Origin of the sequence: Burkholderia sp. MSMB1589WGS, assembly GCF_001636105.1 — a bacterium.
Lineage (GTDB): Bacteria > Pseudomonadota > Gammaproteobacteria > Burkholderiales > Burkholderiaceae > Burkholderia > Burkholderia humptydooensis.
Window position 1 is genome coordinate 713,456 of record NZ_LNJT01000006.1, and the last position, 26,364, is coordinate 739,819.

The following is a 26,364-nucleotide window of genomic DNA, read 5'->3' on the forward strand; positions in this document are numbered from 1 at the left end:
GCGCCAATCACAACTACGTACGGATGGAGATGAGACACATGCAGGATCAGTACATCCTCGCGCTCGACCAGGGCACGACCAGTTCCCGCGCCATGTTGTTCGACCGACAAGGCAACATCGTGTCGATCGCGCAGAAGGAGTTCGAGCAAATTTATCCGCAGCCAGGCTGGGTCGAGCACGATCCCCAGGAGATCTGGTCGACGCAGGCGGGCGTCGCGGCCGAGGCCGTCACGCGCGTCGGCCTGAACGGCACGGCGATCGCCGCGATCGGCATCACGAACCAGCGCGAGACGACGATCGTCTGGGATCGCGAGACGGGTCATCCGATCTACAACGCGATCGTCTGGCAGGACCGCCGCACCGCCGATTTCTGCGACCAGTTGAAGGCGCAGGGGCTGAGCGAGAAGGTGCGCGCGAAGACGGGCCTGCCGATCGATTCGTATTTCTCGGCCACCAAGATCCGCTGGATTCTCGACAACGTCGAAGGCGCGCGCGAGAAGGCGCGCCAGGGCAAGCTCGCGTTCGGCACGGTCGATAGCTGGCTCGTCTGGAACTTCACGAAGCACGAGCTGCACGTAACCGACGTGACGAACGCGTCGCGCACGATGCTCTTCAACATCCACACGCTCGACTGGGACGACGAGCTCCTCGACGCGCTCGAGATTCCGCGCAGCATGCTGCCGGAAGTGCGCGCGTCGTCGGAGATCTACGGGCCGACGAAGACGACCGTGTTCGCATCGAAGATCCCGCTCGCCGGCATCGCGGGCGACCAGCAGGCCGCGCTCTTCGGCCAGATGTGCACGAGCTCCGGCATGGTGAAGAACACCTACGGCACCGGCTGCTTCCTGATGATGAACACCGGCGAGACGCCGATCGAATCGCAGAACAACCTCGTCACGACGATCGCATGGCAGGTCGACGGCAAGGTCAACTACGCGCTCGAAGGCAGCATCTTCATCGCGGGCGCGGTCGTGCAATGGCTGCGCGACGGGCTCGGGATCATCAAGAGCGCGGCGGAGATCGAGGCGCTCGCGGCCAGCGTGCCGCACACGGACGGCGTCTATCTCGTGCCGGCGTTCGCCGGCCTCGGCGCGCCGCACTGGAACGCGCGCGCGCGCGGGTCGCTCTTCGGCGTCACGCGCGGCACGACGTCCGCGCACCTCGCGCGCGCGGCGCTCGATTCGATCGCGTACCAGTCGCTCGACGTGCTGAAGGCGATGGAAGCCGACTCGGGCATCCGCATCGGCGAGCTGCGCGTCGACGGCGGCGCGAGCGCGAACAATCTGCTGATGCAGTTCCAGGCCGACCTGCTCGGCGTCGACGCGGTGCGCCCGCGCATCACCGAGACGACCGCGCTCGGCGCCGCGTATCTAGCTGGCCTCGCGATCGGCTACTGGCAGAACGTCGACGAGCTGCACAGCCAATGGCAGCTCGAGCGCCGCTTCGCGCCTTCGATGCAGCGCGAACAGGTGGGCTCGTGCCTCGCCGGCTGGCAGCGCGCGGTGCGCGCGGCGAAGGCGTGGGCGGACGACACGCAGTAAGCCCGTTCGTTCGGCATCCGTATCGATCACATTTCAACGACACATTCACAACAATCAGGCGGGCCGCGCGACGCAAGCCGCGAGCCCGCCATACCGGTAGAGAGACACATCATGTCACCATATATCGCGGAGTTCATCGGCACGGCTCTCCTCGTGCTGCTCGGCAACGGCGCCGTTGCGAACGTGCTGCTCGCGAAGACCAAAGGCAAAGGCGCGGACCTCATCGTCATCGTGATGGGTTGGGCGATGGCGGTATTCGTCGCGGTCTACGTGACCGCGTCGTTCTCCGGCGCGCACCTGAATCCGATCGTCACGATCAGCCTCGCGCTCGCGGGCAAGTTCGCCTGGGCGAAGGTGGGCGGCTATATCGCGTCGCAGATGCTGGGCGGCATGGCGGGCGCGTTCCTCGTGTGGCTCGCGTATCGCCAGCACTTCGCGAAGGAAGCCGATCCCGATCTGAAGCTCGCCGTGTTCTGCACGGCGCCCGCGATCCGCAGCGTCACGCACAACGTGCTGACGGAGGCGATCTGCACGTTCGTGCTGATCCTCGGCGTGCTGTATCTCGCGTCGCCGCAAGTCGGCCTCGGCGCGCTCGACGCACTGCCCGTCGGCCTGCTCGTGCTCGGCATCGGCATCTCGCTCGGCGGCCCGACGGGCTACGCGATGAGCCCCGCGCGCGACCTGTCGCCGCGCATCATGCACGCGCTGCTGCCGATTCCCGGCAAGCGCGACAGCGACTGGCGCTATGCATGGGTGCCGGTGCTCGGGCCGCTCCTCGGCGGCGTGCTCGCGGCGAACCTGTACCTGTATCTGCATACGACGCACTGAACACCGCGCGGCCGCGCGCCGCGCCGCAACCCTTCCGCCGCAGGTCGGCGGCACCCCGGCCCCCTCGCTCGGCGACGCGCGAGGGGGTTTTTCGTTTCCGGCGCGCGCCGCGCCGAAACGATTCGAAATCGTTTCAAAGACCTCGCCCCGATTTGACATTCAATTACTTTCTTATAAAAAAGGGTTTTATATCGCCCAATCCGAATATTATGTCGCCAAATCAAATATACAAAATCCATCTGAAGTAAAGTTAATCCTGGCATTTTTATCAGTTGTCAATTTCCCTAATTGAACTGATCCCCCGCCATCAAAATAATCAGCAAACCAATCGATACCAATATTTCCGGCCTGCGCACGTCGATCGATTTGCGCCGGTCGGCGTGAATCGGCCCGGACAAAATCAGTGTCGCATCGATTCCAGTGTTCGCGATGACCCGGTAACCCCTATCCTGAAGGATTGCCATGATCGCAAGACCCGTTGCATCGAATGTGATTTGCCGTCCCCTCGGCTCGCCACGCGAGCCGGCCCTCGCAATCGCGCCGCCCGCCGCGCGCACGCGCGCCGCGTCCCGGCGCGCCAGCCTGCCACCATCCTGATCCCGTCGATTTCGCCTGGCTTCGCCGTGCTGTTCGCGTGAACGCGAACGGCTGGCCGTGTTGCGGCACGGCGAATCGGCTGCCGGTTTCATTCAAGGCCCGCTTCGATACGCGGGAAGGCGGCGCTCGTCCTCAATGATTCAACTCACGCGTCGCACAAGCCTGACATTCGGAAAATCGTCAAAGGAGGCCATTAGTCACCTCGACTCAATCAATCACGCGATATCGCGCCCATCCATTCCTGTTTTCACGCCATTCATTTGCGAGCCAAAACCATGTCCACCATCGATACGAGCGAATTCCGGAAAACCGTCTTCAGCCCCTCCTTCTGGGAGGACAAGATGGGCTACGCGCGCGGCAAGCGGGTCGGCAATCACGTATACATCGCGGGCTGCGTCGCGTCGGACGGCAGCGCCGCCGTGATCGGCAACGACGCGTACGAGCAGACCGCGTTCATCATCGACAAGATCGAAAAGTACCTGAACGAGCTCGGCGCCGAACTGAGCGACGTCGTCAGCACGGTCACGCACCTGACGGGCTTCGAGCACTTCGACGACTACTGCCGCGCGTTCAGCGAGCGCTTTCGCGACATCCGCCCGGTCAACACGACGGTCGCGGTGAAGTCGCTCGTCGAGCCCCGGCATTACGTCGAGATCACCGCGACGGCGATCGTCGGCGACTGACTTTCCGATACGAGGCAGCCATGAGCCACGCAACCGTCTACCCGAGCGGCGCACTCAAGGGCGCCGCGACGCTTCCCGCTTCGAAGCCGCACGTTCAGCGCGCGCTGCTGCTCGCGCTCCTGAACGGCAGAACGACGCGGATCGAGAACGTATCGTGGTGCGCGGAGACCGAACTGCAGTTCGCCGCGCTGCGACAGTTCGGGCTCACCGTCGTCGAGCGCGGCGACACGTCGCTGACGCTGCGCGGCGTCGGCGGCGACGTCGAGGCGAGCGGCACGATCGACGCGGCCGGCTCCGGCATGCTCTTCAGGATGAGTGCGGCGCTCGCCTCGCTGTCGGACAGGCCCGTCACGATCCGCTGCAACGATTCGCTGTTCAGCCGCGACAGCGTGTTCGACGACAGCTTCTTCTCGCATCTCGGCATCGACGCACGCCGCCAGGCGGGCAATCTCGTCACGATCTCGCGCCAACCGCATCCGGAGCGCCTTGCGCTCACGACGCGCAAAAGCACGCAGTTCATCTCGTTCGCGCTGTTCGTCGCGCCGTTCTCGGCCGAGCGGACGCTGCGCGTCGCCGACGACGGCAGCCAGGCCGGCTACATCGACATGACGATCAAGGCGATGTCGCTGCTGCACGGCACCGTGGTTCGCGCGCCGGGCAGGCTGGTAGCCGGCGAGTATCGCGCCGACGACATCGTCATCGGCATCCCGACCGATTTCACGTCGCTCAGCTATCTCGCATCCGCCGCGCTGAGCGTCGGCGCGCCGAGCGCGATCGACATCGCGAATTACCGGCCGGGCGATACGCTCAACGAAGAGGCGCTGTTCGACGTCTATCGCGCACTCGGCATCCGGCTCACCCGCGACGACGTCCGCCATACGCTGCGGATCGAATGCGAGCGGGACCGCGCCGCGCGGCGCGCGCCGCGCGAGCTGTCGCTGCACGAGCTGCCGTCTGCCGCGACGAACATCATCGCGGCCGCATCGAATCTCGGCGATTCGATCCGCTTCGGCGGCGTCGACGGCATCAACAACCACAAGTGCCAGCGCGCGTTCGTGATCAACGAGAACCTTCGCGCGATGGGCGGACGCAGCGCGCTCGTGTTCAACGACGTCGGCCGCTTCGACAAGATCGACGTGATGAGCGACGGCCCGCTGCAAGGCGGCGCCGAGCTGCCGAGCTATCGCGATCACCGGATCTGCGCGGCGAACATCGTCGCGGCGCTCGGCGCGCGGCGCAAATCGGTCGTCCGCGACACCGACAAGCTCGACGACGGATTTCCCCGATTCATCGACACCCTGAGGACGTTGGGCGCCGAAATCGCCTAGCCGGCCGGCCCCTCGCCCATTCACGATTACGGAGTAGCCATGACCACCAGCGATCGTCTCCAGCCGTCGTTCGTCGAAGTGAAGAACACTTCGACGCTGAGCGGCACCATCGACCTTCCCGCGTCGAAGAGCTCGTCGACGCGCGCGCTCCTGACCGCGGCGCTCACGCCCGGCATCAGCACGATCCGCAACGTCGCGACGGGCTTCAACTCGAACGCGATGAAGCACAACTGCGAACGGCTCGGCGCGTCGTTCTCGAGCGAGGGCGACACGACGGTCGTCAAGGGCGTCGACGTGGTGCACGTCGATCGCAAGATCGTCTTCGATCCGGGCAACTCCGGCGTCGTGCTGCGCCTGCTGATGGGCGTCGCGGGCTACCTGCCGGACACCGAGTTCGTCACGCAATACCGCTATTCGCTCGGCGTGCGCTCGCAGGCGGAGATGGTCGCCGCGCTGCGCCGGCTGAACGTCGAATGCGAAGCGGTCGGCCCCGAGGCCCGGCTGCCGATCAGCATCCGCTCGACGCGCGAGCTCGGCAGGCATACCGAAGTGTCGTGCAAGAAGAGCTCGCAGTTCCTGAGCGGCCTGCTCTATCTCGGCGCGATCGGCGAGCGCGATCTCGAGATCGACGTGGTCGATCACATCACCGCGCCGTCCATGGTGCACACGACGATCAACAATCTCGCGCACGCGGGCGTCGCCGTCGAGTACGACGCGCCCTTTCGCCGCTTCTTCGTGCCGGGCCGCGACCGCTTCGAGCCGTCCGAATTCACGGTCGGCGCGGACCCGGCGAGCACGGCCGCGATCCTCGCGCTGTGCGGCTCGCTCGCGTCGGACGTCACGCTCAACGGCTTCTTCGAGGAAGAGCTCGGCAGCGGCGCGGTGATCCGCTATCTGACCGACACCGGCACGCTGATCGACGAGCTGCCCGGCAACCGTATCCGCATCCGCGGCGGCGCGTCGATCCGCGCGCAGGACTTCGACGGCTCGCTCGCGCCGGACGCGGTGCCCGCGCTCGCCGGCCGCGCTGCATTCGCTGACGGCACGAGCACGTTCTACAACATCGAGCACATCCGCTACAAGGAATCGGACCGCATCTCGGATTTCCGCCGCGAGCTCGACAAGCTCGGCGTGCGCTCCGAGGAGAAGGTCGATCAGTTGATCATCCACGGCAATCCGCGCGGCTACCGCGGCGGCGCGGTCGTCGACGGCCACTACGACCACGGGCTCATCATGGCGCTCACGACGATCGGCCTGCACTGCGAGCATCCGGTGCTGATCAAGGAGCCGCATCACGTCGGACAGACGTATCCCGACTACTTCGCCGACATCGGCTCGATCGGCGCGAACGTCGACGAGCTGATCTATCCGAACGTCGCCGCGGCGCGCGCGTGAGCGCCGGCCGCGCCATCGAATCCACTCACGAGAGAAAAGACATGTGCGGAATTGGGGCAATTTTCAGCACGCAGCGCGCGGCGGTCGACGGCATCGAGCGTTCGCTGACCGCGTTGATGTCGAAGATCGCGCACCGCGGAGACGCGTCGCGCTTCAACGAGAATCTGATTCGCGAACGCTTCGGACTGGCGACGAACCGCCTCGCGATCGTCGAGCGCGACCATGCGCGCCAGCCGGTGTCCGATCACGAGCGCGACCTGCACGTCGTGCTCAACGGGCAAATCTACAACTACAAGGAATTGCGCGACGAGCTCGCCGCGCGCGGCCACCGCTTCAGCCACGCGGGCGACGCCGAAGTGCTGCTGCGCGCGTACCTCGAGTACGGCCCGTCGTTCGCGACGAAGCTCGACGGCATGTTCAGCTTCGTGCTGTTCGACAACCTGAACGGTAGATTCCTGATCGGGCGCGACCACGTCGGCATCAAGCCGCTCTATTACGCGCAGCGCGACGGCGTCTGGCACGTCGCGTCGGAGCTCAAGGCGCTCACGCACGTGAACGCGCGGATCGAAACGCTCGCGCCCGGCACGCTGTTCGACGGCCAGGAAACGATCAGGTACGTGTCGTACGACAACAGCCATCCGGTGAGCCGCGACAGCTTCGACGAAGCGAAGGCGCGCGTGCGCGCGTTGCTTGAGAATTCGGTGCGGCGCCGCGTCGACACGGACCTGCCGATCTGCGTGATGTTCAGCGGCGGCATCGACAGCGCGATCGTGCTGCAGCTCGCGCATCGCCATCATCCGGACGTGACCGCGATCTCGTTCGGCCTGCCCGGCTCGAACGACATCGAGATCGCGCACCGCTACTGCGCCGAGCACGGCATTCGCCACGTGATCTACACGTTCACGAAGCAGGACCTGCTCGAGAACATCGACGACGCGGTCTATTACGGCGAATTCTTCGAGAAGATCGACGCAATCGATTCGACGATCGCGCATTTCGGCTACTACATCGCGAACAAGCTCGGCTTCAAGGTGGCGCTCTGCGGCGAGGGCAGCGACGAGATCTTCGGCGGCTACGATCTCTTCAAGACCCACGCGCAGCCCGGCGCGCTGTCGCTCTATCGGCTCAACAACCTGCACCGGACCGATCTGCAGCGCGTCGATCGCGCGAGCATGCGCAACACGGTCGAGGCGCGGGTGCCGTTCATGGACGCCGAGCTGATCGATTACGTGCTGAGCCTCGACTTTTCCTACAAGCTGCACCGCGGCGTCGAGAAGCACATCCTGCGCGAGGCGTTCCGCGACGTGCTGCCGGACTACATCATCGATCGCCCGAAAATCCGGATGCCAGACGGCAGCGGCGTGAAGAACGTCATCATCGATCACATCGACAGTCTCGGCGACGCCCCGCCCACCGACGCGGCGAGACGGCTCGGCGAAATCGGGCTGTCCGACCGCTCGGCGCTCTTCTTCGCGCAGAAGTATCTGGACTGTAACTTCCCGTTTCCGACGCAGCGGTTCAAGCAGGCCGGCAAGGATTTTTCGGAATCCGGATATTTCAACTTCATCTCGTGACGCACGGGCGCGGCGAACCGCGCGCCGCCCGCGTCGCGGCGGCGGCCGCGCCGTCGCGCCCGCCCGGGGAATGCCCATGAAGACCTTTCTGTTCGTCGAAGCCCGCCCGATCGAATGCGCGGGCATCGGCTACATCCGTTCGCTCGGCTACGCGCCCGTGCTGTTCACGTCGATGCACGCGAGGAACAAGGTGCTGTTCGACGACCTCGATCTGAATCTCTTCGACGCGGTCCATCACGTCGACACGCGCGACGCCGGCGCGATGCGCGAGCGCATCGACGCGTTGCGGCTGCCGGTGGGCGCCGTGCTCGGCTGCTACGACGACGTGATGATTCCGGCATCGGAGCTCGCCGACGCGCTCGGTCTGCCGCATCCGTCGCTGGCCGGGCTGCGCAATGCATACGACAAGGCGCGCGTGCGCGACAAGCTGCGAGAGCACGGCTACCGGCAGCCGGGATACCAGGTGCTGTCGGCCGACCGCTTCGCGCCGCGCCCCGACATCGGCTTTCCATGCGTGCTCAAGCCGCTGCGCGACGCGGGCGCCTACGGCGTCAGCCTGTGCGCGAACGAGGCCGACTATCGCGCCGCCGTCGAGCGCTTCCGCTCGGGCGAGGGCGTGTCGATGCTCGGCACCCGGCACCGCGAGTTCCTCGCCGAAGCCTTCGTCGAAGGGCCCTTCTACGGCGCGGAGCTGCTGCACAACGGCGGCCGCTGGCACGTGCTCGGGATCAACCGGATCTTCGTGTCGCCGCACGACAGCCTGTGCATGACGGGCATCTCGCATCCGTCCGATCTGCCCGCCGTCGACAAAGAAGCGATCGCGGACGAGATCGTCGACTGGGTGAACCTGCTCGGCCTCGCGGGCGGCGCGCTGAACGTCGAATTCATCCTCGCGGAAGCCGGGCCGGTGCTCGTCGAGATCAACCTGCGGATCGCGGGCGCGCGCGCCGTCAGGCAGATCGCGCTGACGACGGGTATCGACATGGTCGGGCATCTGATAGATTTCGTCTGCGGAATCGATCGGCCCGTCGCGCCGCGAGAGCCCGCTCGCTACGACTTCGTCGCGGACGCGTTCGTGTTCGCGCCGGCGGCGGGCGTCGTGCGCGACGTGACGTTCGCGCCGGGCAATGCGCATTACGTCGCGAGCGGCTTCCGGAAGCTGCCGCTCGAATCGACGTGCGCATCGAGGAATTTCGGCTCGGTGATCGGCTACGTGCTCGCGCACGGCCGAACCTGCGACGAAGCGATGCGCCACGCGCGCGCGCTCGCCGACGCCGTGCGCGTCGAGCTCGGCTGAGCCGCGCGACGCGCAAGCGCCGGCACGACGATGGAAGATCGAAAGACACACGATAGACAGACGAGGGAACGACATGGCGATTCTGATGGGCTTGCTGTCGGCACTGTGCTGGGGCAGCACCGATTTTCTCGCGGGACACGCGGCGCGACGCGTCGGCGTCACGAAGTCGCTGTTCTACAGCCAGTCGTTCGGGTTCCTGATCCTCACCGCGTCGCTCGCGCTGCATCCGTCTTCGCTGCGCATCGCGACGATCGACGCGGGCTTCGGCGTCGGCATCCTCGCGGCTGTCTGCAACCTGATCGCGATGGCCGCGCTGCTCAGGGCGCTCGCGATCGGCAAGGCGTCGGTCGTCGCGCCGATCGTGTCGCTGTACGGCGCGGTGACGACGATCCTGTCGCTCGCGACCGGCCAGTCGATCACGCAATTCGCGATCGCGGGCCTCGCGCTCTGCATCGTCGGCGCGAGCCTCGCAAGCATCTCGAAGTCGGCGGACGGCAAAACGGAATCGCCCGCGTCGATCGGCTTCGCGCTGCTGTCGGCCGCGATGTTCGGGCTCGGCTTCTGGCTGCAGGGCGCGTTCGCGGTCAAGAGCCTGGGCGTCGTCAGCGCGCTGTGGATCTATTACCTGACGGCCGTCGTGACCCTGTTCGCGGCGCTCGCCCGCGCGCGCAACCTGTCCGCGCCGCCCGGCTCGATCGTCCTGCTGATCCTGTCGATCAGCGTGTTCAGCCTCGTCGGCTTCTTCTCGCTCGCATACGGCTCGACGACGGGACACGTCGCGATCGTCACCGTATTGAGCTCGCTCGCGAGCGGCGTCACGGCGCTGCTCGGCTTCTTCGTGCGCGGCGAGCGGCCGAGCGCGCTGCAATGGGTGGGCATCGCGACGATCATCGCTGGCGTCGTGATGCTGAAGATCACGCCGCAAGCGCTCGCGGCGGGCGTAGCGGCGTAGCGGCGGCGCGCGCGAACGAGCGCGCCGCACCGCACGCCGCGCGGCCCCTGCCCCCGCCGCCTTCGACAAACCGCGCCCGCCGCCGGCAAAGCACGTATCATGGCGCTTCGTCGCCTCACCCTTTTTGTTGTCCCTATGCTCGACCACCTCATTTGCGACTGCGACGGCGTGCTCGTCGACAGCGAAGTGATCGCCGATCGCGTGCTGTTCGACACGCTGTCGGCCACGTTCCCCGCGATCGATTTCGCGGCCGACGCGAAAGCCGCGTTCGGCCAGCAGACATCGCGCTTCCTCGCGGGTCTCGAAGCGCGCCACGGCATCGCGATGCCGGCGGATTTCCTCGATACGATCGAGCACAACATCGAGATCGGACTCGCGCAATGGCTCGCGCCGATCGCGGGCGTGCGCGACGCGCTGACAAGAATCGCGCTGCCCGCCGCCGTCGTGTCGAACAGCCGGCTCGAACGCGTGCGCAACTCGCTCAAGCGCGCGGCGCTCACCGACGTGTTCGGCGAGCGCGTGTTCAGCGCCGAGCAGGTCGCGCGGCCGAAGCCCTATCCGGACGTGTATCTGCACGCGGCGCGCACGCTCGGCGTCGAGCCGGCGCGCTGCGTCGTCGTCGAGGACAGCGTATCGGGGCTGAACGCGGCGCGCGCGGCCGGCATGAAGACGATCGCGTTCGTCGGCGCGAGCCACATCCCCGGCGGCTATGAGGATGCGCTGCGCAAGATGGGCGTCACACGGATCATGCGCTCGATGGACGAGCTGCCCGCGCTCGTCGAGGCGGGCGTGCGCGGCGAATTCGGCGACGCGCAGTCGTAGCCGGGCGGAGCCGCTTCGCGCGCGGCGCGGCTCGCGCGCCGCACGCGGATCGCGTATCGCCCGCCGAACCGGAGCCGATCAGGCAACATCCTCGCAGCACGCGTCGCGTTCCCGCTCGCGCTCGCGCAACGACGCGAGCCGTTCGCGAAACTCGACGAGCTCGGCGATCGTCAGCATCGGCAGCCCGTGTTGCGCGGCGAACCGCTCGACATCCGCGCCGCGCGTCATCGTGCCGTCCGGATTCATCAGCTCGCACAGCACGCCGGCGGGCTTCAGCCCGGCGAGGATCGCGAGATCGACGGTGCCCTCGGTGTGGCCGCGCCGCGCGAGCACGCCGCCCGGCGCCGCGCGCAGCGGAAACACGTGGCCGGGGCGCACGATGTCGTGCGGCTTTGCATCGTCGGCGATCGCCGCGCGGATCGTCGTCACGCGATCGGCGGCCGACACCCCCGTCGTCACGCCGGCGCGCGCCTCGATCGACACCGTGAACGCAGTGCCGTTCTTGCTCTCGTTCAATTGCGCCATCGGCGGCAGCTCGAGCGCGCGCACCTTTTCGTCCGTCAGGCACAGGCAGACGATGCCGCTGCACTCGCGGATCAAAAGCGCCATCGTCTCGTCGGTGAGCCGCTCGGCGGCGACGATCAGATCGGCTTCGTTCTCGCGGTCGTGATCGTCCTGCAGCACGACCGCGCGCCCTTCACGCAGCGCGGCGAGCGCGGCGGCAATGCGCGGCGGCACCGGTTCGGCATCGAGCAACGGGAAATCGGAGAAAGCGTCGGCGGGCGCCGACTTCGAAGGCAACGGAAACGACATGATGTGAAACGCTCCTCGCGGAAAAGATTGGGGCGAAAAACGTTTCAGGGCTCAGCAAACAGACAGCGCGACGCCGCTTCCGCACCGCGCGCATGACATCGCGCGCGCCGCGGACGAGGCTGGGCGCACATGACTATCTGCACATCTTCTTTCATCCGGACTATGACCGTCGGCTCTGGCATCGGACCAGATCTGCTGACCCCGCGCATCGCGCGGGCGCTCGCGGGCTCGCCGGCAACATGCCGGCCTACCGCCGGTGGGGAATTTCGCCCCGCCCTGAAGACGCACTGATTGCCGGACGAACCGGCCGGTGAAGCATACAACAGCTACGGATTCGCCGCAGCGGGAACCCGACAAGGCCCTACTGACGAATCCGTCTAAACCGCGCCGCGCGCAGGCGCGCTGCGAATCGCGACATCACGTCACGCCGGCACGTGCCAGCGCGGCGGCACTTCGGCGTTCACCGTCACGCGGAACGCGCGCGCCTCGGTGTCGCCCGGGTTGCGCAGCGCGTACGGCTGATCGGCGTCGAAGACGATCGCGTCGCCCGTCGCGAGCAACTGGCGGCGATCGTGGATGCTGACTTCGAGCGTGCCTTCGCTGACGACGAGATTCACGCTGGTGCCGGGCGCGCGCGGCGCGCCGGGCTCGGTGTGCAGGGGCGCGATCCGCAGCTCGTGGAACTCGGCGACTGCGGGCTCGCCTTCCGGATACAGCGCGCGCGCGGAGAAGCGCCCGTTCGAGCTGACGACGCGCACCGCGCGCTCGGCGCTCAGATGCTCGAAGCCGTTGACCGCATGGCGGCGCAGGAACGCGGCGACCGACACCTTCAGCGCGGCCGCGACCTTGCAGAGCACCTTGATCGACGGCACGCTGCGCGCCGATTCGATCTGCGCGAGCATCGCGCGGGACACGCCGGAGAGCCGCGCGAGCGCGTCGAGCGACAATTGGCGTTCCGCGCGCAGCCGCGCGAGATTCACGCCGACGAGCCGCTCGAGCGCATCGAACGACGCGTGCGACGCATCGGCGTCGGCCGCCGCAGCGGCATCCGGTGAAGACACATCGCGAACAAGCGCCAACGGTGAATGCATGACGTTGCCTCCAGGGCCTGAGCGGGCCCAGCGGTTTCAGGTGAGGCAAAGACTAACATCCGCTACGGGGCCATCAAACAAAGTTATCTTCACACTGTTATCAGGATCGCAGAGGACTGCGTTTTGCAATGCGTCATTGCGCTGTTGCAGCCGCACCCGATGAGACGCGCGTATCGAGCCGCGCGGCGAGCACCGTGACCGCGAGCGCGGCGAGCGTGACGACGGCCGCCACCCAAGGCAGCGCGTCGAGCGGCACCCCGTGCGAAAGCGCGACGCCGCCCAGCCATGCGCCGCCCGCATTGCCGACGTTGAACGCGCCGATGTTCAGCGTCGACGCGAGATTCGGCGCGTGCGCGGCCTTCTCGACGACACGAGACTGTAACGGAGGAACCGTCGCAAAAGCAGCGCCTCCCCAGACGAACACGGTGACGGCGGCCGCGGCGGGCAGATGGCTCGTCTTCGCGAACACCGCCATCACGGCGATCAGGGCGACGAGAATCGCGATCAGCGACGGCATCAGGGCGCGATCCGCGAGCCGGCCGCCGATCATGTTGCCGACCGTGAGCCCGGCGCCGAACAGCACGAGCACGAGCGACACCGCGTGCGGCGAGAAGCCCGTCACGTCCTCGAGGATCGGCGCGATGTAAGTGAACACGACGAACACGCCGCCGAAGCCGAGCACCGTCATCGCGAGCGCGAGCCACACCTGCGGCTCCTTGAGCACGCGCAGCTCGCGGCCGAGCGCCGCGCCCGCCGCGTCGCGCTGCTTCGGCACGAGCGCGGCAATGCCGGCGAGCGCCGCGACGCCGAGCGCCGCGACGATCCAGAACGTCGCCCGCCAGCCGAGCGTCTGACCGACGAAGGTGCCGAACGGCACGCCGAGCACGTTCGCGAGCGTGAGCCCCGTGAACATCAGCGCGATCGCGCTCGCGCGCCTGTCGACGCTCACGAGCGATGCGGCGACGACCGCGCCGATGCCGAAGAACGAGCCATGCGCGAACGACGTGACGACGCGCGCGATCATCAGCATCCCGTAGCTCTGCGCGAGCGCGCACAGCACGTTGCCGGCGATGAAGATCGCCATCAGCAGTTGCAGTGCGGCCTTGCGCGGCATCCGGCTCGTCAGCACGGCGAGGAGCGGCGCGCCCGCGGCGACGCCGAGCGCATAGCCGCTCACGAGGAGGCCGGCGGACGGCAGCGTGACCGCGAGGTCGCGCGCGACGTCGGGCAACAGGCCCATGATGACGAATTCGGTGGTGCCGATGGCGAACGCGCTGATCGCGAGCGCGAGTAACGGTAGAGGCATGAGACGCTCCGGTGCGGGACGGACGCGGCGCGACCCATGCCGCACCGCATCAAAAAATCTGACGAGCGCGCATTGTCCCGAATCCGAAGATTTTTGATAATTGGCGTAGCATTTGAATCATTTTCAAAAATTATCTTGAAATAGCATGGATCAACTGGGCGACATCCGCTTGTTCGTCGAGGCGGCGGAGCTCGGCAGCCTGTCGGCCGCCGGGCGCAAGCTGAACCTGACGCCCGCCGCGGCGAGCGCGCGGCTCGCGAAGCTGGAGGCGCAAGTGTCGACGCGCCTGTTCGAGCGCTCGACGCGGCGGCTGCGGCTCACCGACGAGGGCCGCCTATACCTGAACTGCTGCCGGCAAGCGCTGCGGGCGCTCGACGACGCGGACGCGATGCTGCAGGAAGGGCGCAACGTCGTGAGCGGCAAGGTGCGGCTGTCGTCGACGGCGGATTTCGGGCGCAATCAACTGCTCGACTGGCTCGACGAATTCAACGCGCGCTATCCGGACGTGACGTTTTCGGTGACGGCATCGGATTCGTCGTCGAATCTGTGGCAAGACGAGATCGATCTCGCGATCCGCTTCGCCGCGCCGCCCGACGGCGCGCTGATCGCGCGGCGGCTCGCGGCGAACCGGCGCGTGCTGTGCGCATCGCCCGCGTTCGTCGACAAGTACGGCTCGCCGAAGGAGCCGCTCGATCTGGCCCGCTTTCCATGCAACGTGATCACGGTCGCGTCGGGACCGCTCAACGTGTGGCGCTTCACGCGCGACGACGACACGCAGACCTACACGGTGCCGCTCGCAACCGCGCACGAGACTAACGACGGCGGCCTCACGCGCGAATGGACGATCCGCGGTTACGGAATCGCGCTGGAATCGATCTGGGACATCGCGCGCGACGTCCGCGCGGGCCGGCTCAAGGTGCTGCTGCCCGAGTGGCGGCACCACGACGCGCCGCTGCACGCGATCTATCACAGCAAGCGTTACATGGCGCCGCGCGTGCGGGTGCTGCTCGATTTTCTCGTCGAGCGCTTCGCGCGGGAGGAAAAGGCGCTCGAGGATCTGTTGAACGCGTGCCGGTGACGCCGGGCCAGCCTGCCCCGCCCGGCGGGGCCTGAAAAGCTATAATGAAAAGCTTTCCCGGCGGCATCTTCCCGTACGCAGCGCGCGCATCGCGCGGCTGGCGGCGCGCTGATCCGTCCCCCTGATTCATTTTGAACGACGCCCCCAGGTCAACCACTGCGAACGGCGAATCCTCATGACCAAGAAAGTTTACGTAAAGACCTTCGGCTGCCAGATGAACGAGTACGACTCCGACAAGATGGTCGACGTGCTCAATGCGGCCGAAGGGCTGGAGAAGACCGACACCCCGGAAGACGCGGACATCATCCTGTTCAACACCTGCTCGGTGCGCGAAAAGGCGCAGGAGAAGGTGTTCTCCGATCTCGGCCGCGTGCGCGAGCTGAAGGAGGCGAAGCCGGATCTGCTGATCGGCGTGGGCGGCTGCGTCGCGAGCCAGGAAGGCGCGTCGATCGTCGCGCGCGCGCCGTACGTCGACCTCGTGTTCGGCCCGCAGACGCTGCACCGCCTGCCGCAGATGATCGACGCGCGCCGCGAAAGCGGCCGCGCGCAGGTCGACATCACGTTCCCGGAGATCGAGAAGTTCGATCACCTGCCGCCCGCGCGCGTCGAGGGCCCGAGCGCGTTCGTGTCGATCATGGAAGGCTGCTCGAAGTACTGCAGCTACTGCGTCGTGCCGTACACGCGCGGCGACGAAGTCTCGCGCCCGCTCGACGACGTGCTGACCGAGATCGCCGGCCTCGCCGATCAGGGCGTGCGCGAAGTCACGCTGCTCGGCCAGAACGTGAACGCCTACCGTGGAAAATTCGGTGGCGCGCTGCCGGCGGGCGCGCACGACGTCGCCGATTTCGCGACGCTGATCGAATACGTCGCCGACATCCCCGGCATCGAGCGGATCCGCTACACGACGTCGCACCCGAAGGAATTCACGCAGCGCCTGCTCGACGTCTACGCGAAGGTGCCGAAGCTCGTCGACCATCTGCACCTGCCCGTCCAGCACGGCTCGGATCGCATCCTGATGGCAATGAAGCGCGGCTACACGGTGCTCGAATACAAATCGTTGATCCGCAAGCTGCGCGCGATCCGCCCGAACCTGTCGCTGTCGACGGACATCATCGTCGGCTTCCCCGGCGAGACCGAGGCCGACTTCGACAAGACGATGGCGCTCGTGCACGAGATGAGCTACGACACGAGCTTCTCGTTCATCTACAGCCCGCGCCCCGGCACGCCGGCCGCGAACCTCGCCGACGACACGCCGCGCGGGGTCAAGCTCGAACGCCTGCAACATCTGCAGGCGACGATCGAGGAGAACGTCGCGCGCATCAGCCAGTCGATGGTCGGCAGGGTCGAGCGGATCCTCGTCGAGGGGCCGTCGCGCAAGGACCCGAACGAGCTCGCGGGCCGCACCGAGAACAACCGGGTCGTGAATTTCCCCGCGCCGCTCGCGGCGCACTCGCGCCTGATCGGCCAGATGATCGACGTGAAGATCAATCACGCGTATCCGCACTCGCTGCGCGGCGAGCTCGTGCTCGCGCACGACGGCGCGAGCGCCGCCACGCACTGACGCTACAGGAACCCGACGCCACTTTGAAAACTGCTCAAGCACTGGAATTCACCGCGCCGCGCGACGACAACGCGCGCCTCGCGAATCTCTGCGGCCCGCTCGACGAAAATCTGCGGCAGATCGAACAGGCGCTCGACGTGACGCTCTCGCGGCGCGGCCACCGGATCGCGATTCGCGGCCGCGGCGCGAGAACCGCGCTCGTGGCGCTCGAGAACTTCTACAACCGCGCGCGCGATCCGCTGTCGGTCGACGACATCCAGCTCGCGCTCGTCGAGGCCCGCCATCCGGGCAATCCGCGGCGCAGAGGCAACGGCGAAGGCGAAGGCGAAACCGAAGCGCTCGACGTGCGCTTTCGCGGCGATCCGGACCATCCGTTCGACGAGCCCGTCGTGCACATCGGCGAAGAGCCGCACGCCGACGAAGCGGCGCCGAAGCTCTACACGCGCCGCGCCGATCTGCGCGGGCGCACGCCCGCGCAGCGCGAGTATCTGAAGCAGATCCTGTCGCACGACGTCACGTTCGGCGTCGGGCCGGCGGGCACCGGCAAGACGTATCTCGCGGTCGCGTGCGCGGTCGACGCGCTCGAGCGCGACCAGGTCAAGCGCATCGTGCTGACGCGCCCGGCCGTCGAGGCGGGCGAGCGGCTCGGCTTCCTGCCGGGCGACCTCGCGCAGAAGGTCGATCCGTACCTGCGGCCGCTCTATGATGCGCTGTACGACCTGCTCGGCTTCGACAAGACCGCGAAGATGTTCGAGCGCCAGATGATCGAGATCGCGCCGCTCGCGTACATGCGCGGCCGCACGCTGAACCACGCGTTCATCATCCTCGACGAGGCGCAGAACACGACGCCCGAGCAGATGAAGATGTTCCTCACGCGGATCGGCTTCGGCTCGAAGGCGGTCGTCACGGGCGACACGAGCCAGGTCGACTTGCCGCGCGGGCACAAGAGCGGGCTCGTCGAGGCGCAGCAGGTGCTCTCCGGCGTGCGCGGCATCGCGCTCACGCGCTTCACGAGCGCGGACGTGGTCCGGCATCCGCTCGTCGCGCGGATCGTCGAGGCTTACGACGAGTTCCACGCGCAGCACAAGGACGAATAAGCGGGGCCGAGACGGGCGAGCCGGTCCGGTCGGGCGGCCGACGCGGTCGGCGGACGGCCGCGGTCGCGCGACGCGCGCGACGCGCTCGGCGGGCCGCGCGTTCCATGCGCCGTGTCCGCTTTGCGCCGTTCGTTCAGGCGCTTGATCATCGGAGCACGGGCCCATTTGGGCCCATTGGGCCGATAGGGCCAATGGGTCACTTTGATCGCCGGGATGTCCGATCGATCGTTCGCCGTTCGCATTGCAACAGCATCGATCAGAACCGCGCAGCCGTGGGTGATCACCGGATTCCGAGCCACACGGCGCCATGCTTGCCGATCCCGCGTCGTTCCTTCGACAACCGCGCGCCGGCCGGCGCCGCGCCCGGGCGATGCTCTCCAGCCAGGCGACGCGCACGCGCGACGCATATCGGCGAACCGTCGACCGCGCATCGGCCATTCGCGTCGCAAAAAGCCTGCCGCCACACCGCCCGCAGCGCCGCCCGCCGGCATCCCGAACGGCCCCGCGCCGGTCGCTCGCCGGCCTGCGGCGATCGGCGAAACGCCCTCCGGACGCTCGTCCGTTTGGTGTATCCTCAACCGCGTTCAAACCGACGTCAGCGTGATGAAATCGTCCCGTTCCTCCAAGTCCATACGCGCCGAAGCGGCGCAACCCGAGTGTCCCCGCCTGTCGCTGTTCGATGCGAAGGGCAAAGTCAAGACGGTCGAAGCGCAGGCGCTGCGCGTCGATTTCGCCGACGGCCGCAGCCTGACGTTCGACCTGTCCGGCAGTTCGGGCGACGCGGCCGTCGCGATCGTCGCGCAGCACGCGGACCCGTCGCGGCGCGCGACGATCGCGCTGCGCCCCGAGCACTACGATAGCGTGACGGTCGAAGCCGGCGCCGACGAGAACCCCGGCTTCGCGCACGACGAGGCGGGCGACATGGACGAGGCGGGCGAAGACGCGCCGGACCGCGAGCCCGAGCTCGATCTCGCGGTTCAGTACGGCGACGAGATCGGCGACGCGCAGCGCAAGCCGCTGCCCAAGCGCAAGGTGATCGCCGAATGGCTCGAACCCGCGATCTTCTCCGACGCTCAGTTCACCGTGCGCTTTGTCGGCGCCGACGAGGGGCGCGCGCTCAACCACAGCTATCGGCACAAGGACTACGCGACGAACGTGCTGACCTTCGCGTACGGCGAGGAGCCGGACGGCGTCACGGTCGCGGATCTCGTGCTGTGCTGCCCCATCGTCGAAAAGGAGGCGCGAGAGCAGGGCAAGACGCTCGTCGCGCATTACGCGCATCTGCTCGTGCACGGCGCGCTGCACGCGCAGGGCTACGACCACGAGCGCGGCGAAGAAGACGCGGCCGAGATGGAAGCGCTCGAAATCGACATCCTCGCGAAGCTCGGCTTCCCGAATCCGTACCGCTGATTGGCGCCGCGCTGACCGCTCCGCCGCCGTGAACCGCTCCGCCTCCACCCGCTGCCCCTATCCTCCGTCGCTCGGCGAGGCGCGCCACCTGAGCGACGACGAGCTCGCGGCATCGCTCGACGCGACGCTCGCCGGCTGGAATCGCACGAGCGACCTGTGGCTGTTCGGCTATGGCTCGCTGATCTGGAACCCGGGGATGCCGGCCGTCGAGGCGCTGCGCGCGAAGGTCCACGGCTACCACCGCGGGCTCTACCTGTGGTCGCGCGTGAACCGCGGCACGCCCGAGCAGCCTGGGCTCGTGCTCGCGCTCGACCGCGGCGGCTCGTGCACGGGGCTCGCGTTCCGGCTCGCCGGCGGCACCGCGGTGGCGCACCTCGAAGCGCTCTGGCGGCGCGAGATGGCGATGGGCTCGTACCGGCCCGCATGGCTGCCATGCGCGCTCGCGGGCGGCGAGCGGGTCCGCGCGCTCGCGTTCGTGATGCGGCGCGACGTGCCGACCTACACCGGCAAGCTGACCGACGACGTCGTGAGAGCCGTGTTCGGCTGCGCGAGCGGCCGCTACGGCACGACGCTCGACTACGTGAGCCGCACCGTCGATGCACTGCGCGACAGCGGAATGCCCGACCGCGCGCTCGAAGCGCTGCTCGCGCGCTGCCGGTAGGTGCCGGTAGCCGCCGGAGGCTGAAGCGTTCGAAGCCATCGGCCGTCGGCGAACGCGAACGCGGACGGCCAGTGCGACGAGCGGCCGCGCGCGCCGCATCGCATCCGCCGCTTTTTTTCCAACGCTGCCCGCGCAGGCGTTTCTGCGCTACGATGGAAGCGCGCCCGAGGCCGCGCCGCCCGGCCGGAACCGCGCGACACGCCGCTTCGGCCAGCGCGCCCGCCCGTCGACACGGACGCGCCACGACCTTGGTGTATCCTTGCCTATTCCGTGACAGCGCGCTCCCGATTCGCGGGGCGCACCACCATGAACGATTCGTATCCCAGTCGAAAATCCGCCGACAAACCGCCTGAAAAACGCTCACTGCTCGAGCGTCTGACCGACTTCATCTCGCCCGAGCCCGATTCGCGGGCCGAGCTCCTCGAAATCCTGCAGGATGCGCACGAACGCAACCTGATCGACGCCGATTCGCTGTCGATGATCGAGGGCGTGTTCCAGGTGTCCGACCTGTGCGCACGCGACATCATGGTGCCCCGCGCGCAGATGGACGCGCTCAACATCGCCGACAAGCCCGAGGACTTCATCCCGTTCGTGCTCGAAAAGGCGCACTCGCGGTATCCGGTATACGAAGACAACCGCGACAACGTGATCGGCGTGCTGCTCGCGAAGGATCTGCTGCGCTTCTACGCGGAAGAGGAATTCGACGTGCGCGGGATGCTGCGCCCCGCCGTCTTCATCCCCGAATCAAAGCGGCTGAACGTGCTGCTGCACGACTTCCGCGTGAACCGCAACCACCTCGCGATCGTCGTCGACGAATACGGCGGCGTCGCCGGCCTCATCACGATCGAGGACGTGCTCGAGCAGATCGTCGGCGACATCGAGGACGAATACGACTTCGACGAGGAAGCCGGCAACATCATCGCCGCGCCCGACGGCCGCTACCGCGTGCGCGCGCTGACCGAGATCGAGCAGTTCAACGAAACGTTCGGCACCGATTTCCCCGATGACGAAGTCGACACGATCGGCGGCCTCATCACGCACCATTTCGGCCGCGTCCCGCATCGCGGCGAGAAAGTGCGCCTGGGCGACCTGCTGTTCGAGATCCAGCGCGGCGACGCCCGCCAGATTCACGTGCTGCTCGTGCGCCGCGCGCCGCTCGCCGGCCGGCGCAGCGGCTCGGCCGGCGAAGACTGACGCGCCCACGCCTCCCCACCCGCTCCTTCGACGCAACGCATGGCCGAACCGATCTCGACCCGCTCGCAATCGAGCGTCTCCGCAACGGCCGCCGGCCGTGCGCTGCCCGTCTGGCACTATCCGGCCGCGCTCCTCGCCGGCGCGGCCAACACGCTGACGTTCGCGCCGACGCCGCACGGCGGCTGGCTGCAGCTCGTCGTGTTCGCATGGCTGTTCGCGCAACTGACGCGCACGACGAGCTGGAAGCACGCGGCGGCCACGGGCGGCGCGTTCGGCTTCGGCAACTTCATCACCGGCATCTGGTGGCTCTACATCAGCATGCACGTGTACGGCGAGATGGCCGCGCCGCTCGCGGGCGGCGCGCTCGTGCTGTTCTGCCTGTACCTGTCGATCTATCCGGCGTTCTCGGCGGGGCTCTGGTCGTTCTGCGCGGGGCACGCGCGAAACGGCAAGGCGGCCGACCCGCGTCCGTTCTCGCCGACCTGGCACGGCGCGTTCGCGTTCGCGAGCGCGTGGGCCGTCGGCGAATGGCTGCGCGGCAACGTGCTCACCGGCTTTCCGTGGCTCGCGAGCGGCTACGCGCAAGTCGACGGGCCGCTCGCCGGCTACGCGTCGATCGTCGGCGTCTACGGGATCGGCTGGGTGCTCGCGCTCGTCGCGGCGCTCGTCGTGCAGGCGATCGTCCGCGCGCGTGAAAGCGGCCGCAGCCGCGGCAACGATCGCAACAGCGGCGGCGGAAACAGCCGAATCGACGCGCCGGCCGGCATCGCGCCGCATGCGCTGCGCGCGCCGCGCGTCGCGGCGCCGGCGCTCGCGGCCGCCGCGCTCGTCGCGCTCGGCCCGCTGCTCGCGCTCGTGCCGTGGACCGTGCCCGCGAACGCGCCGCTCACGGTGCGCCTGCTGCAAGGCAACGTGAAGCAGGACATCAAGTTCGAGGAAGCGGGCATCAAGGCGGCGATCGCGATGTACCAGAAGATGATCACCGAGAAACCCGCCGATCTCGTCGTCACGCCCGAGACCGCGATCGCGGTGCTGATCCAGGAACTGCCCGAGCCGTTCGCGCGCGCGGTGCGCAATTTCAGCGACGCGACCGACACGGCAGTGCTGTTCGGCGCGGTCGGCGGCACCGTGACGGACGACGGCAGGATCGTCGACTACACGAACAGCCTGTACGGCGTGACGCCGCATTCGCGCGACATCTACCGCTACGACAAGCATCATCTGGTGCCGTTCGGCGAGTTCATCCCGTGGGGCTTTCGCTGGTTCGTCGACCTGATGAAGATGCCGCTCGGCGATTTCGCGCGCGGCGCGCCCGTCCAGCAGCCGTTCATCGTGCGCAACCAGCCGGTGATGGCCGACGTCTGCTACGAGGACATCTTCGGCGAGGAGATCGCGGCGACGATCCGCGACAACCCGGTGTCGCCCGGCGTGCTCGTCAACGTGACGAACCTCGCGTGGTTCGGCGACACGATCGCGCTCGACCAGCACCTGCAGATCGCGCGGATGCGCTCGCTGGAAACGGGCCGGCCGATGCTGCGCGCGACGAACACCGGGATGACGGCCGCAATCGACGCGCAGGGCCGCGTGATCGGCCGGCTGAAGCCCTTCACGATCGGCTCCCTCGACGTGCGCATCGAGGGCACCGCCGGCCGCACGCCGTACGTGACGAGCGGCAACGCGACGGTGCTCGCGCTGTCGCTGCTGCTGCTCGCATTCGGCTTCGCGTTCGGCCCGGGGCTGCGCCGGCGCGGCTGACGCCTGCCGCACGAGCCGCGCGCTGCCGCGCCGCGTTCGACGCCCGCGTGTTTTCCGGCGATTTCCCCGCCCGCGCACGCGCATGGAGGCGGCCCCACCCCGTTGCGGCCGCACCCGCCCGCCGATCCGGTAAAATTACGCGTTTCAGCACAGACCCAAGCCGCGCGCCGCGCGAGCTGCCGGCGCGGCGCTCACCGCCGCCGCCGTCTGCCCGAAGCGGAGCGCCCGGCGCCACGAAGGCCACTCATGCTTACGTTTCAGCAAATCATCCTGACGCTCCAGTCCTATTGGGACAGGCAGGGTTGCGCCCTGCTCCAGCCGATCGACATGGAAGTCGGCGCCGGCACGTCGCACGTGCACACGTTCCTGCGCGCGATCGGCCCCGAGCCGTGGCGCGCCGCGTACGTGCAGCCGTCGCGCCGCCCGAAGGACGGCCGCTACGGCGAGAACCCGAACCGCCTGCAGCACTACTACCAGTATCAGGTGGTGCTCAAGCCGGCGCCGGAGAACATCCTCGACCTGTACCTCGGCTCGCTGGAAGCGCTCGGCTTCGACCTGAAGCAGAACGACGTGCGCTTCGTCGAGGACGACTGGGAGAACCCGACGCTCGGCGCGTGGGGCCTCGGCTGGGAAGTGTGGCTGAACGGGATGGAAGTCACGCAGTTCACGTACTTCCAGCAGGTGGGCGGCCTCGACTGCAAGCCCGTGCTCGGCGAAATCACGTACGGCCTCGAGCGCCTCGCGATGTATCTACAGAAGGTCGAGAACGTCTACGACCTGATCTGGACCGAGTGGGAAGAGCCGGGCCCGAACGGCCCCGAGCTGCGGCGCCTCACCTACGGCGATGTCTACCACCAGAACGAAGTCGAGCAGTCGACGTACAACTTCGAGCACGCGAACGTCGAGCTGCTGTTCACGTTCTTCAACAGCTACGAATCCGAAGCGAAGCGGATGATCGAGGCGCAGCTCGCGCTGCCCGCGTACGAGCTCGTGCTGAAGGCCGGCCACACGTTCAACCTGCTCGACGCGCGCGGCGCGATCTCCGTGACCGAGCGCGCCGCGTACATCGGCCGCATCCGCGCGCTGTCGCGGCTCGTCGCGCAGGCGTACTACGATTCGCGCGAGAAGCTCGGCTTCCCGATGATCGGCAACCCGGTGCCGGGCGTGCCGGGCCTGACCACCGACGCGCAGGAGGCCGCGCAGCCCGCGTGGGCGCCGCCGCTGAAAGCCGAACGCAAGATCGATCAGGACTGACGAGATTCTTCACACCATGACGCAAAACCATTCCGCATCCCTGCTCGTCGAACTGCTGACCGAAGAGCTGCCGCCGAAAGCGCTCGCGCGCCTCTCCGACGCGTTCGCCGAAGGCATCGCGCAGCGCCTCGCCGCGCGCGACCTGATCGAAGGCGAGCTCGCGTTCGAACGCTACGCGACGCCGCGCCGCCTCGCGGTCGTCGTCCAGAACGTGCGCGCCGTCGCGCCCGAGAAGCAGGTCCGCGAAAAAGTCCTGCCGGTATCGGTCGCGCTCGACGCCGAGGGCAAGCCGAGCGCGCCGCTCGCGAAGAAGCTCGCGGCGCTCGGCCACCCGAACCTGTCGATCGCCGATCTCGAGCGCGCGCACGACGGCAAGGCCGAAGCGTTCTTCGTCAATTACGCGGCGCCCGGCGCGACGCTCGCCGACGGCCTGCAGGCCGCGCTCGACGAAACGCTCGCGAAGCTGCCGATCCCGAAGGTGATGACCTATCAGCGCCCGGACGGCACCGACGTGCAGTTCGTGCGCCCCGTGCACCGCCTGACCGTGCTGCGCGACGATCGCATCGTGCCCGTCACCGCGTTCGGCATCGACGCGGGCGACACGACGCTCGGCCACCGCTTCCTGTCCGACGGCCTCGTCGCGATCCAGCACGCGAGCGCCTATGCGGACACGCTGCGCGAGAAAGGCCGCGTGCTCGCGCACTTCGCGGGCCGCAAGGAAGCGATCCGCACGCAGCTCGAAGCGAACGCGAACGGCGACCAGGTCGTGATGCCCGAGGCGCTCCTCGACGAAGTGACGTCGCTCGTCGAGTGGCCGGTCGTCTATCCGTGCCGCTTCGAGGACGAGTTCCTGCAGGTCCCGCAGGAATGCCTGATCCTCACGATGCAGACGAACCAGAAGTACTTCGCGCTCACCGACGCGGCGGGCAAGCTGCGCTCGCGCTTCCTGATCGTGTCGAACATCGGGACGAAGACGCCGAGCGAGATCATCGAGGGCAACGAGCGCGTCGTGCGCCCGCGTCTCGCCGACGCGAAGTTCTTCTTCGAGCAGGACAAGAAGAAGCCGCTCGCCGAGCGCGTGCCGCTCCTCGCGAACGTCGTCTATCACAACAAGCTCGGCTCGCAGCTCGCGCGCGTCGAGCGCCTCGAAACGCTCGCGGGCGAGATCGCGCCCGCGATCGGCGCCGACGCGACGGTCGCGATCCGCGCGGCCCGCCTCGCGAAGGCCGACTTGCTGACCGACATGGTCGGCGAATTCCCCGAGCTGCAAGGCACGATGGGCACGTACTACGCGCGCCACGACGGCGAGCCGGAAGACGTCGCGATCGCGTGCAGCGAGCACTACCGGCCGCGCTTCTCTGGCGACGCGCTGCCGGCGACGCCCGTGTCGACCGCGGTCGCGCTCGCCGACAAGCTCGAGACGATCGTCGGCATCTGGGGCATCGGCCTCGCGCCGACGGGCGAGAAGGACCCGTTCGCGCTGCGCCGCCACGCGCTCGGCGTGCTGCGCCTGCTGCTCGAAAAGCAGTTGCCGCTCGATCTCGTCTGGCTGCTGCGCACCGCGTACGAGCGCTTCGCGGCGGTGCCGGGCGTCGCCGAATCGACCGACGCGATCTACGCGTTCTTCGTCGACCGCCTGCGCGGCCTGCTGCGCGAGCGCGGCTACACGGCGGGCGAAGTCGACGCGGTGCTGAGCCTGAACCCGACGCGCCTCGACGACATCGTCGCGCGCCTCGACGCGGTGCGCGAGTTCACGCGCCTCGCGGAGGCCGAAGCGCTCGCGGCCGCGAACAAGCGGATCTCGAACATCCTGAGGAAGTCGGAAAGCGGCGCGAACGGCGCGGTGCAGCCGGCGCTCTTCGTCGAAGCGGCCGAGAAGGCGCTCGCCGAGCAGCTCGCCGACGTGACGCCGCGCGTGCAGTCGCAGCTCGAGGCGCGCGCGTACACGGGCGCCCTGTCCGCGCTCGCCGCGCTGCGCGCGCCCGTCGACGCGTTCTTCGACGGCGTGATGGTCAACGCCGAGGACCCCGCGCTGCGCGCGAACCGGCTCGCGCTCCTGTCCGCGCTGCATCAGCAGATGAACTGCGTCGCGGACATCTCGAAGCTCGCCGCCTGAAGGCCCGGAGC

22 protein-coding genes and 1 riboswitch are annotated in these 26,364 nt (G+C 67.9%); of the genes, 18 read left to right on the top strand and 4 right to left on the bottom strand.

Features of this window, described 5'->3' with window-relative positions; all coding sequences use genetic code 11:
• Positions 1 to 38: 38 nt before the first annotated feature.
• Positions 39 to 1,541 carry a glycerol kinase GlpK gene (gene glpK / locus WT16_RS05570; protein WP_059931196.1) on the top strand — a complete coding sequence of 501 codons (1,503 nt, stop codon included), beginning with the start codon at positions 39 to 41 and terminating at the stop codon, positions 1,539 to 1,541.
• 111 nt (positions 1,542 to 1,652) lie between these two features.
• Positions 1,653 to 2,369, top strand: coding sequence for an MIP/aquaporin family protein (locus WT16_RS05575; protein WP_006024617.1), 717 nt, complete (start codon positions 1,653 to 1,655; stop codon positions 2,367 to 2,369).
• Positions 2,370 to 2,653: 284 nt separating this feature from the next.
• Here WT16_RS05575 and WT16_RS30355 read toward each other — a convergent pair whose 3' ends face one another.
• Positions 2,654 to 3,058, bottom strand: a complete 405-nt coding sequence (locus WT16_RS30355) for a hypothetical protein (protein ID WP_230479246.1) — start codon at positions 3,056 to 3,058, stop codon at positions 2,654 to 2,656.
• A 183-nt stretch (positions 3,059 to 3,241) separates the two neighbouring features.
• On the opposite strand from WT16_RS30355, the gene WT16_RS05585 reads away from it, so the two are divergent.
• From WT16_RS05585 to WT16_RS05615, 7 genes are all read left to right on the top strand, one after another.
• A complete protein-coding gene (locus WT16_RS05585; RefSeq protein ID WP_006024614.1) occupies positions 3,242 to 3,649 on the top strand; it encodes a RidA family protein in 408 nt (135 codons plus the stop codon).
• A gap of 20 nt (positions 3,650 to 3,669) precedes the next feature.
• Positions 3,670 to 4,977 carry a 3-phosphoshikimate 1-carboxyvinyltransferase gene (locus WT16_RS05590; protein WP_006024613.1) on the top strand — a complete coding sequence of 436 codons (1,308 nt, stop codon included), beginning with the start codon at positions 3,670 to 3,672 and terminating at the stop codon, positions 4,975 to 4,977.
• 39 nt (positions 4,978 to 5,016) lie between these two features.
• The gene (gene aroA, locus WT16_RS05595; protein WP_063532866.1) at positions 5,017 to 6,372 is read left to right on the top strand and encodes a 3-phosphoshikimate 1-carboxyvinyltransferase; all 1,356 of its coding nucleotides are present in this window, start codon (positions 5,017 to 5,019) and stop codon (positions 6,370 to 6,372) included.
• A gap of 41 nt (positions 6,373 to 6,413) precedes the next feature.
• Positions 6,414 to 7,946 (top strand): asparagine synthase (glutamine-hydrolyzing), encoded by a 1,533-nt coding sequence (asnB, locus tag WT16_RS05600; protein ID WP_006024611.1) that lies wholly within the window; start codon positions 6,414 to 6,416, stop codon positions 7,944 to 7,946.
• Between the two features lie 76 nt (positions 7,947 to 8,022).
• Positions 8,023 to 9,243: an ATP-grasp domain-containing protein gene (locus tag WT16_RS05605; protein WP_063532867.1), complete on the top strand. Its 1,221-nt coding sequence runs from the start codon at positions 8,023 to 8,025 to the stop codon at positions 9,241 to 9,243.
• Between the two features lie 73 nt (positions 9,244 to 9,316).
• Positions 9,317 to 10,195 carry a DMT family transporter gene (locus WT16_RS05610; protein ID WP_063532868.1) on the top strand — a complete coding sequence of 293 codons (879 nt, stop codon included), beginning with the start codon at positions 9,317 to 9,319 and terminating at the stop codon, positions 10,193 to 10,195.
• A 135-nt stretch (positions 10,196 to 10,330) separates the two neighbouring features.
• Positions 10,331 to 11,017, top strand: a complete 687-nt coding sequence (locus WT16_RS05615; protein ID WP_006024608.1) for an HAD family hydrolase — start codon at positions 10,331 to 10,333, stop codon at positions 11,015 to 11,017.
• A 78-nt stretch (positions 11,018 to 11,095) separates the two neighbouring features.
• On the opposite strand, the gene ribB is transcribed toward WT16_RS05615, so the two are convergent.
• The 3 genes from ribB to WT16_RS05630 form a co-directional block, all read right to left on the bottom strand.
• Positions 11,096 to 11,830, bottom strand: coding sequence for a 3,4-dihydroxy-2-butanone-4-phosphate synthase (gene ribB, locus WT16_RS05620; protein ID WP_063532869.1), 735 nt, complete (start codon positions 11,828 to 11,830; stop codon positions 11,096 to 11,098).
• Between the two features lie 139 nt (positions 11,831 to 11,969).
• Positions 11,970 to 12,118, bottom strand: a riboswitch (FMN riboswitch).
• Positions 12,119 to 12,252: 134 nt separating this feature from the next.
• Positions 12,253 to 12,921: an XRE family transcriptional regulator gene (locus tag WT16_RS05625; protein WP_009911291.1), complete on the bottom strand. Its 669-nt coding sequence runs from the start codon at positions 12,919 to 12,921 to the stop codon at positions 12,253 to 12,255.
• A 133-nt stretch (positions 12,922 to 13,054) separates the two neighbouring features.
• A complete protein-coding gene (locus tag WT16_RS05630; protein WP_015601882.1) occupies positions 13,055 to 14,227 on the bottom strand; it encodes an MFS transporter in 1,173 nt (390 codons plus the stop codon).
• Positions 14,228 to 14,372: 145 nt separating this feature from the next.
• Here WT16_RS05630 and WT16_RS05635 point away from each other — a divergent pair, with 145 nt between their 5' ends.
• From WT16_RS05635 to glyS, 9 genes are all read left to right on the top strand, one after another.
• The gene (locus tag WT16_RS05635) at positions 14,373 to 15,305 is read left to right on the top strand and encodes a LysR family transcriptional regulator (protein ID WP_015600550.1); all 933 of its coding nucleotides are present in this window, start codon (positions 14,373 to 14,375) and stop codon (positions 15,303 to 15,305) included.
• Between the two features lie 175 nt (positions 15,306 to 15,480).
• A complete protein-coding gene (gene miaB / locus WT16_RS05640; protein ID WP_059931182.1) occupies positions 15,481 to 16,866 on the top strand; it encodes a tRNA (N6-isopentenyl adenosine(37)-C2)-methylthiotransferase MiaB in 1,386 nt (461 codons plus the stop codon).
• Positions 16,867 to 16,889: 23 nt separating this feature from the next.
• The gene (locus WT16_RS05645; protein ID WP_015600092.1) at positions 16,890 to 17,963 is read left to right on the top strand and encodes a PhoH family protein; all 1,074 of its coding nucleotides are present in this window, start codon (positions 16,890 to 16,892) and stop codon (positions 17,961 to 17,963) included.
• A 603-nt stretch (positions 17,964 to 18,566) separates the two neighbouring features.
• The gene (gene ybeY, locus WT16_RS05650; protein ID WP_063532870.1) at positions 18,567 to 19,373 is read left to right on the top strand and encodes an rRNA maturation RNase YbeY; all 807 of its coding nucleotides are present in this window, start codon (positions 18,567 to 18,569) and stop codon (positions 19,371 to 19,373) included.
• A 28-nt stretch (positions 19,374 to 19,401) separates the two neighbouring features.
• Positions 19,402 to 20,034: a gamma-glutamylcyclotransferase gene (locus WT16_RS05655; RefSeq protein WP_063532871.1), complete on the top strand. Its 633-nt coding sequence runs from the start codon at positions 19,402 to 19,404 to the stop codon at positions 20,032 to 20,034.
• A gap of 306 nt (positions 20,035 to 20,340) precedes the next feature.
• On the top strand, positions 20,341 to 21,228 hold the full coding sequence (locus tag WT16_RS05660; RefSeq protein WP_015600400.1) for a transporter associated domain-containing protein: 888 nt from the start codon (positions 20,341 to 20,343) through the stop codon (positions 21,226 to 21,228).
• Positions 21,229 to 21,267: 39 nt separating this feature from the next.
• Positions 21,268 to 22,983, top strand: a complete 1,716-nt coding sequence (gene lnt, locus WT16_RS05665; protein WP_059931177.1) for an apolipoprotein N-acyltransferase — start codon at positions 21,268 to 21,270, stop codon at positions 22,981 to 22,983.
• Between the two features lie 246 nt (positions 22,984 to 23,229).
• Positions 23,230 to 24,237, top strand: coding sequence for a glycine--tRNA ligase subunit alpha (gene glyQ, locus WT16_RS05670; protein WP_006024596.1), 1,008 nt, complete (start codon positions 23,230 to 23,232; stop codon positions 24,235 to 24,237).
• 16 nt (positions 24,238 to 24,253) lie between these two features.
• Positions 24,254 to 26,353: a glycine--tRNA ligase subunit beta gene (glyS, locus tag WT16_RS05675; RefSeq protein WP_015600424.1), complete on the top strand. Its 2,100-nt coding sequence runs from the start codon at positions 24,254 to 24,256 to the stop codon at positions 26,351 to 26,353.
• Positions 26,354 to 26,364 lie beyond the last annotated feature (11 nt).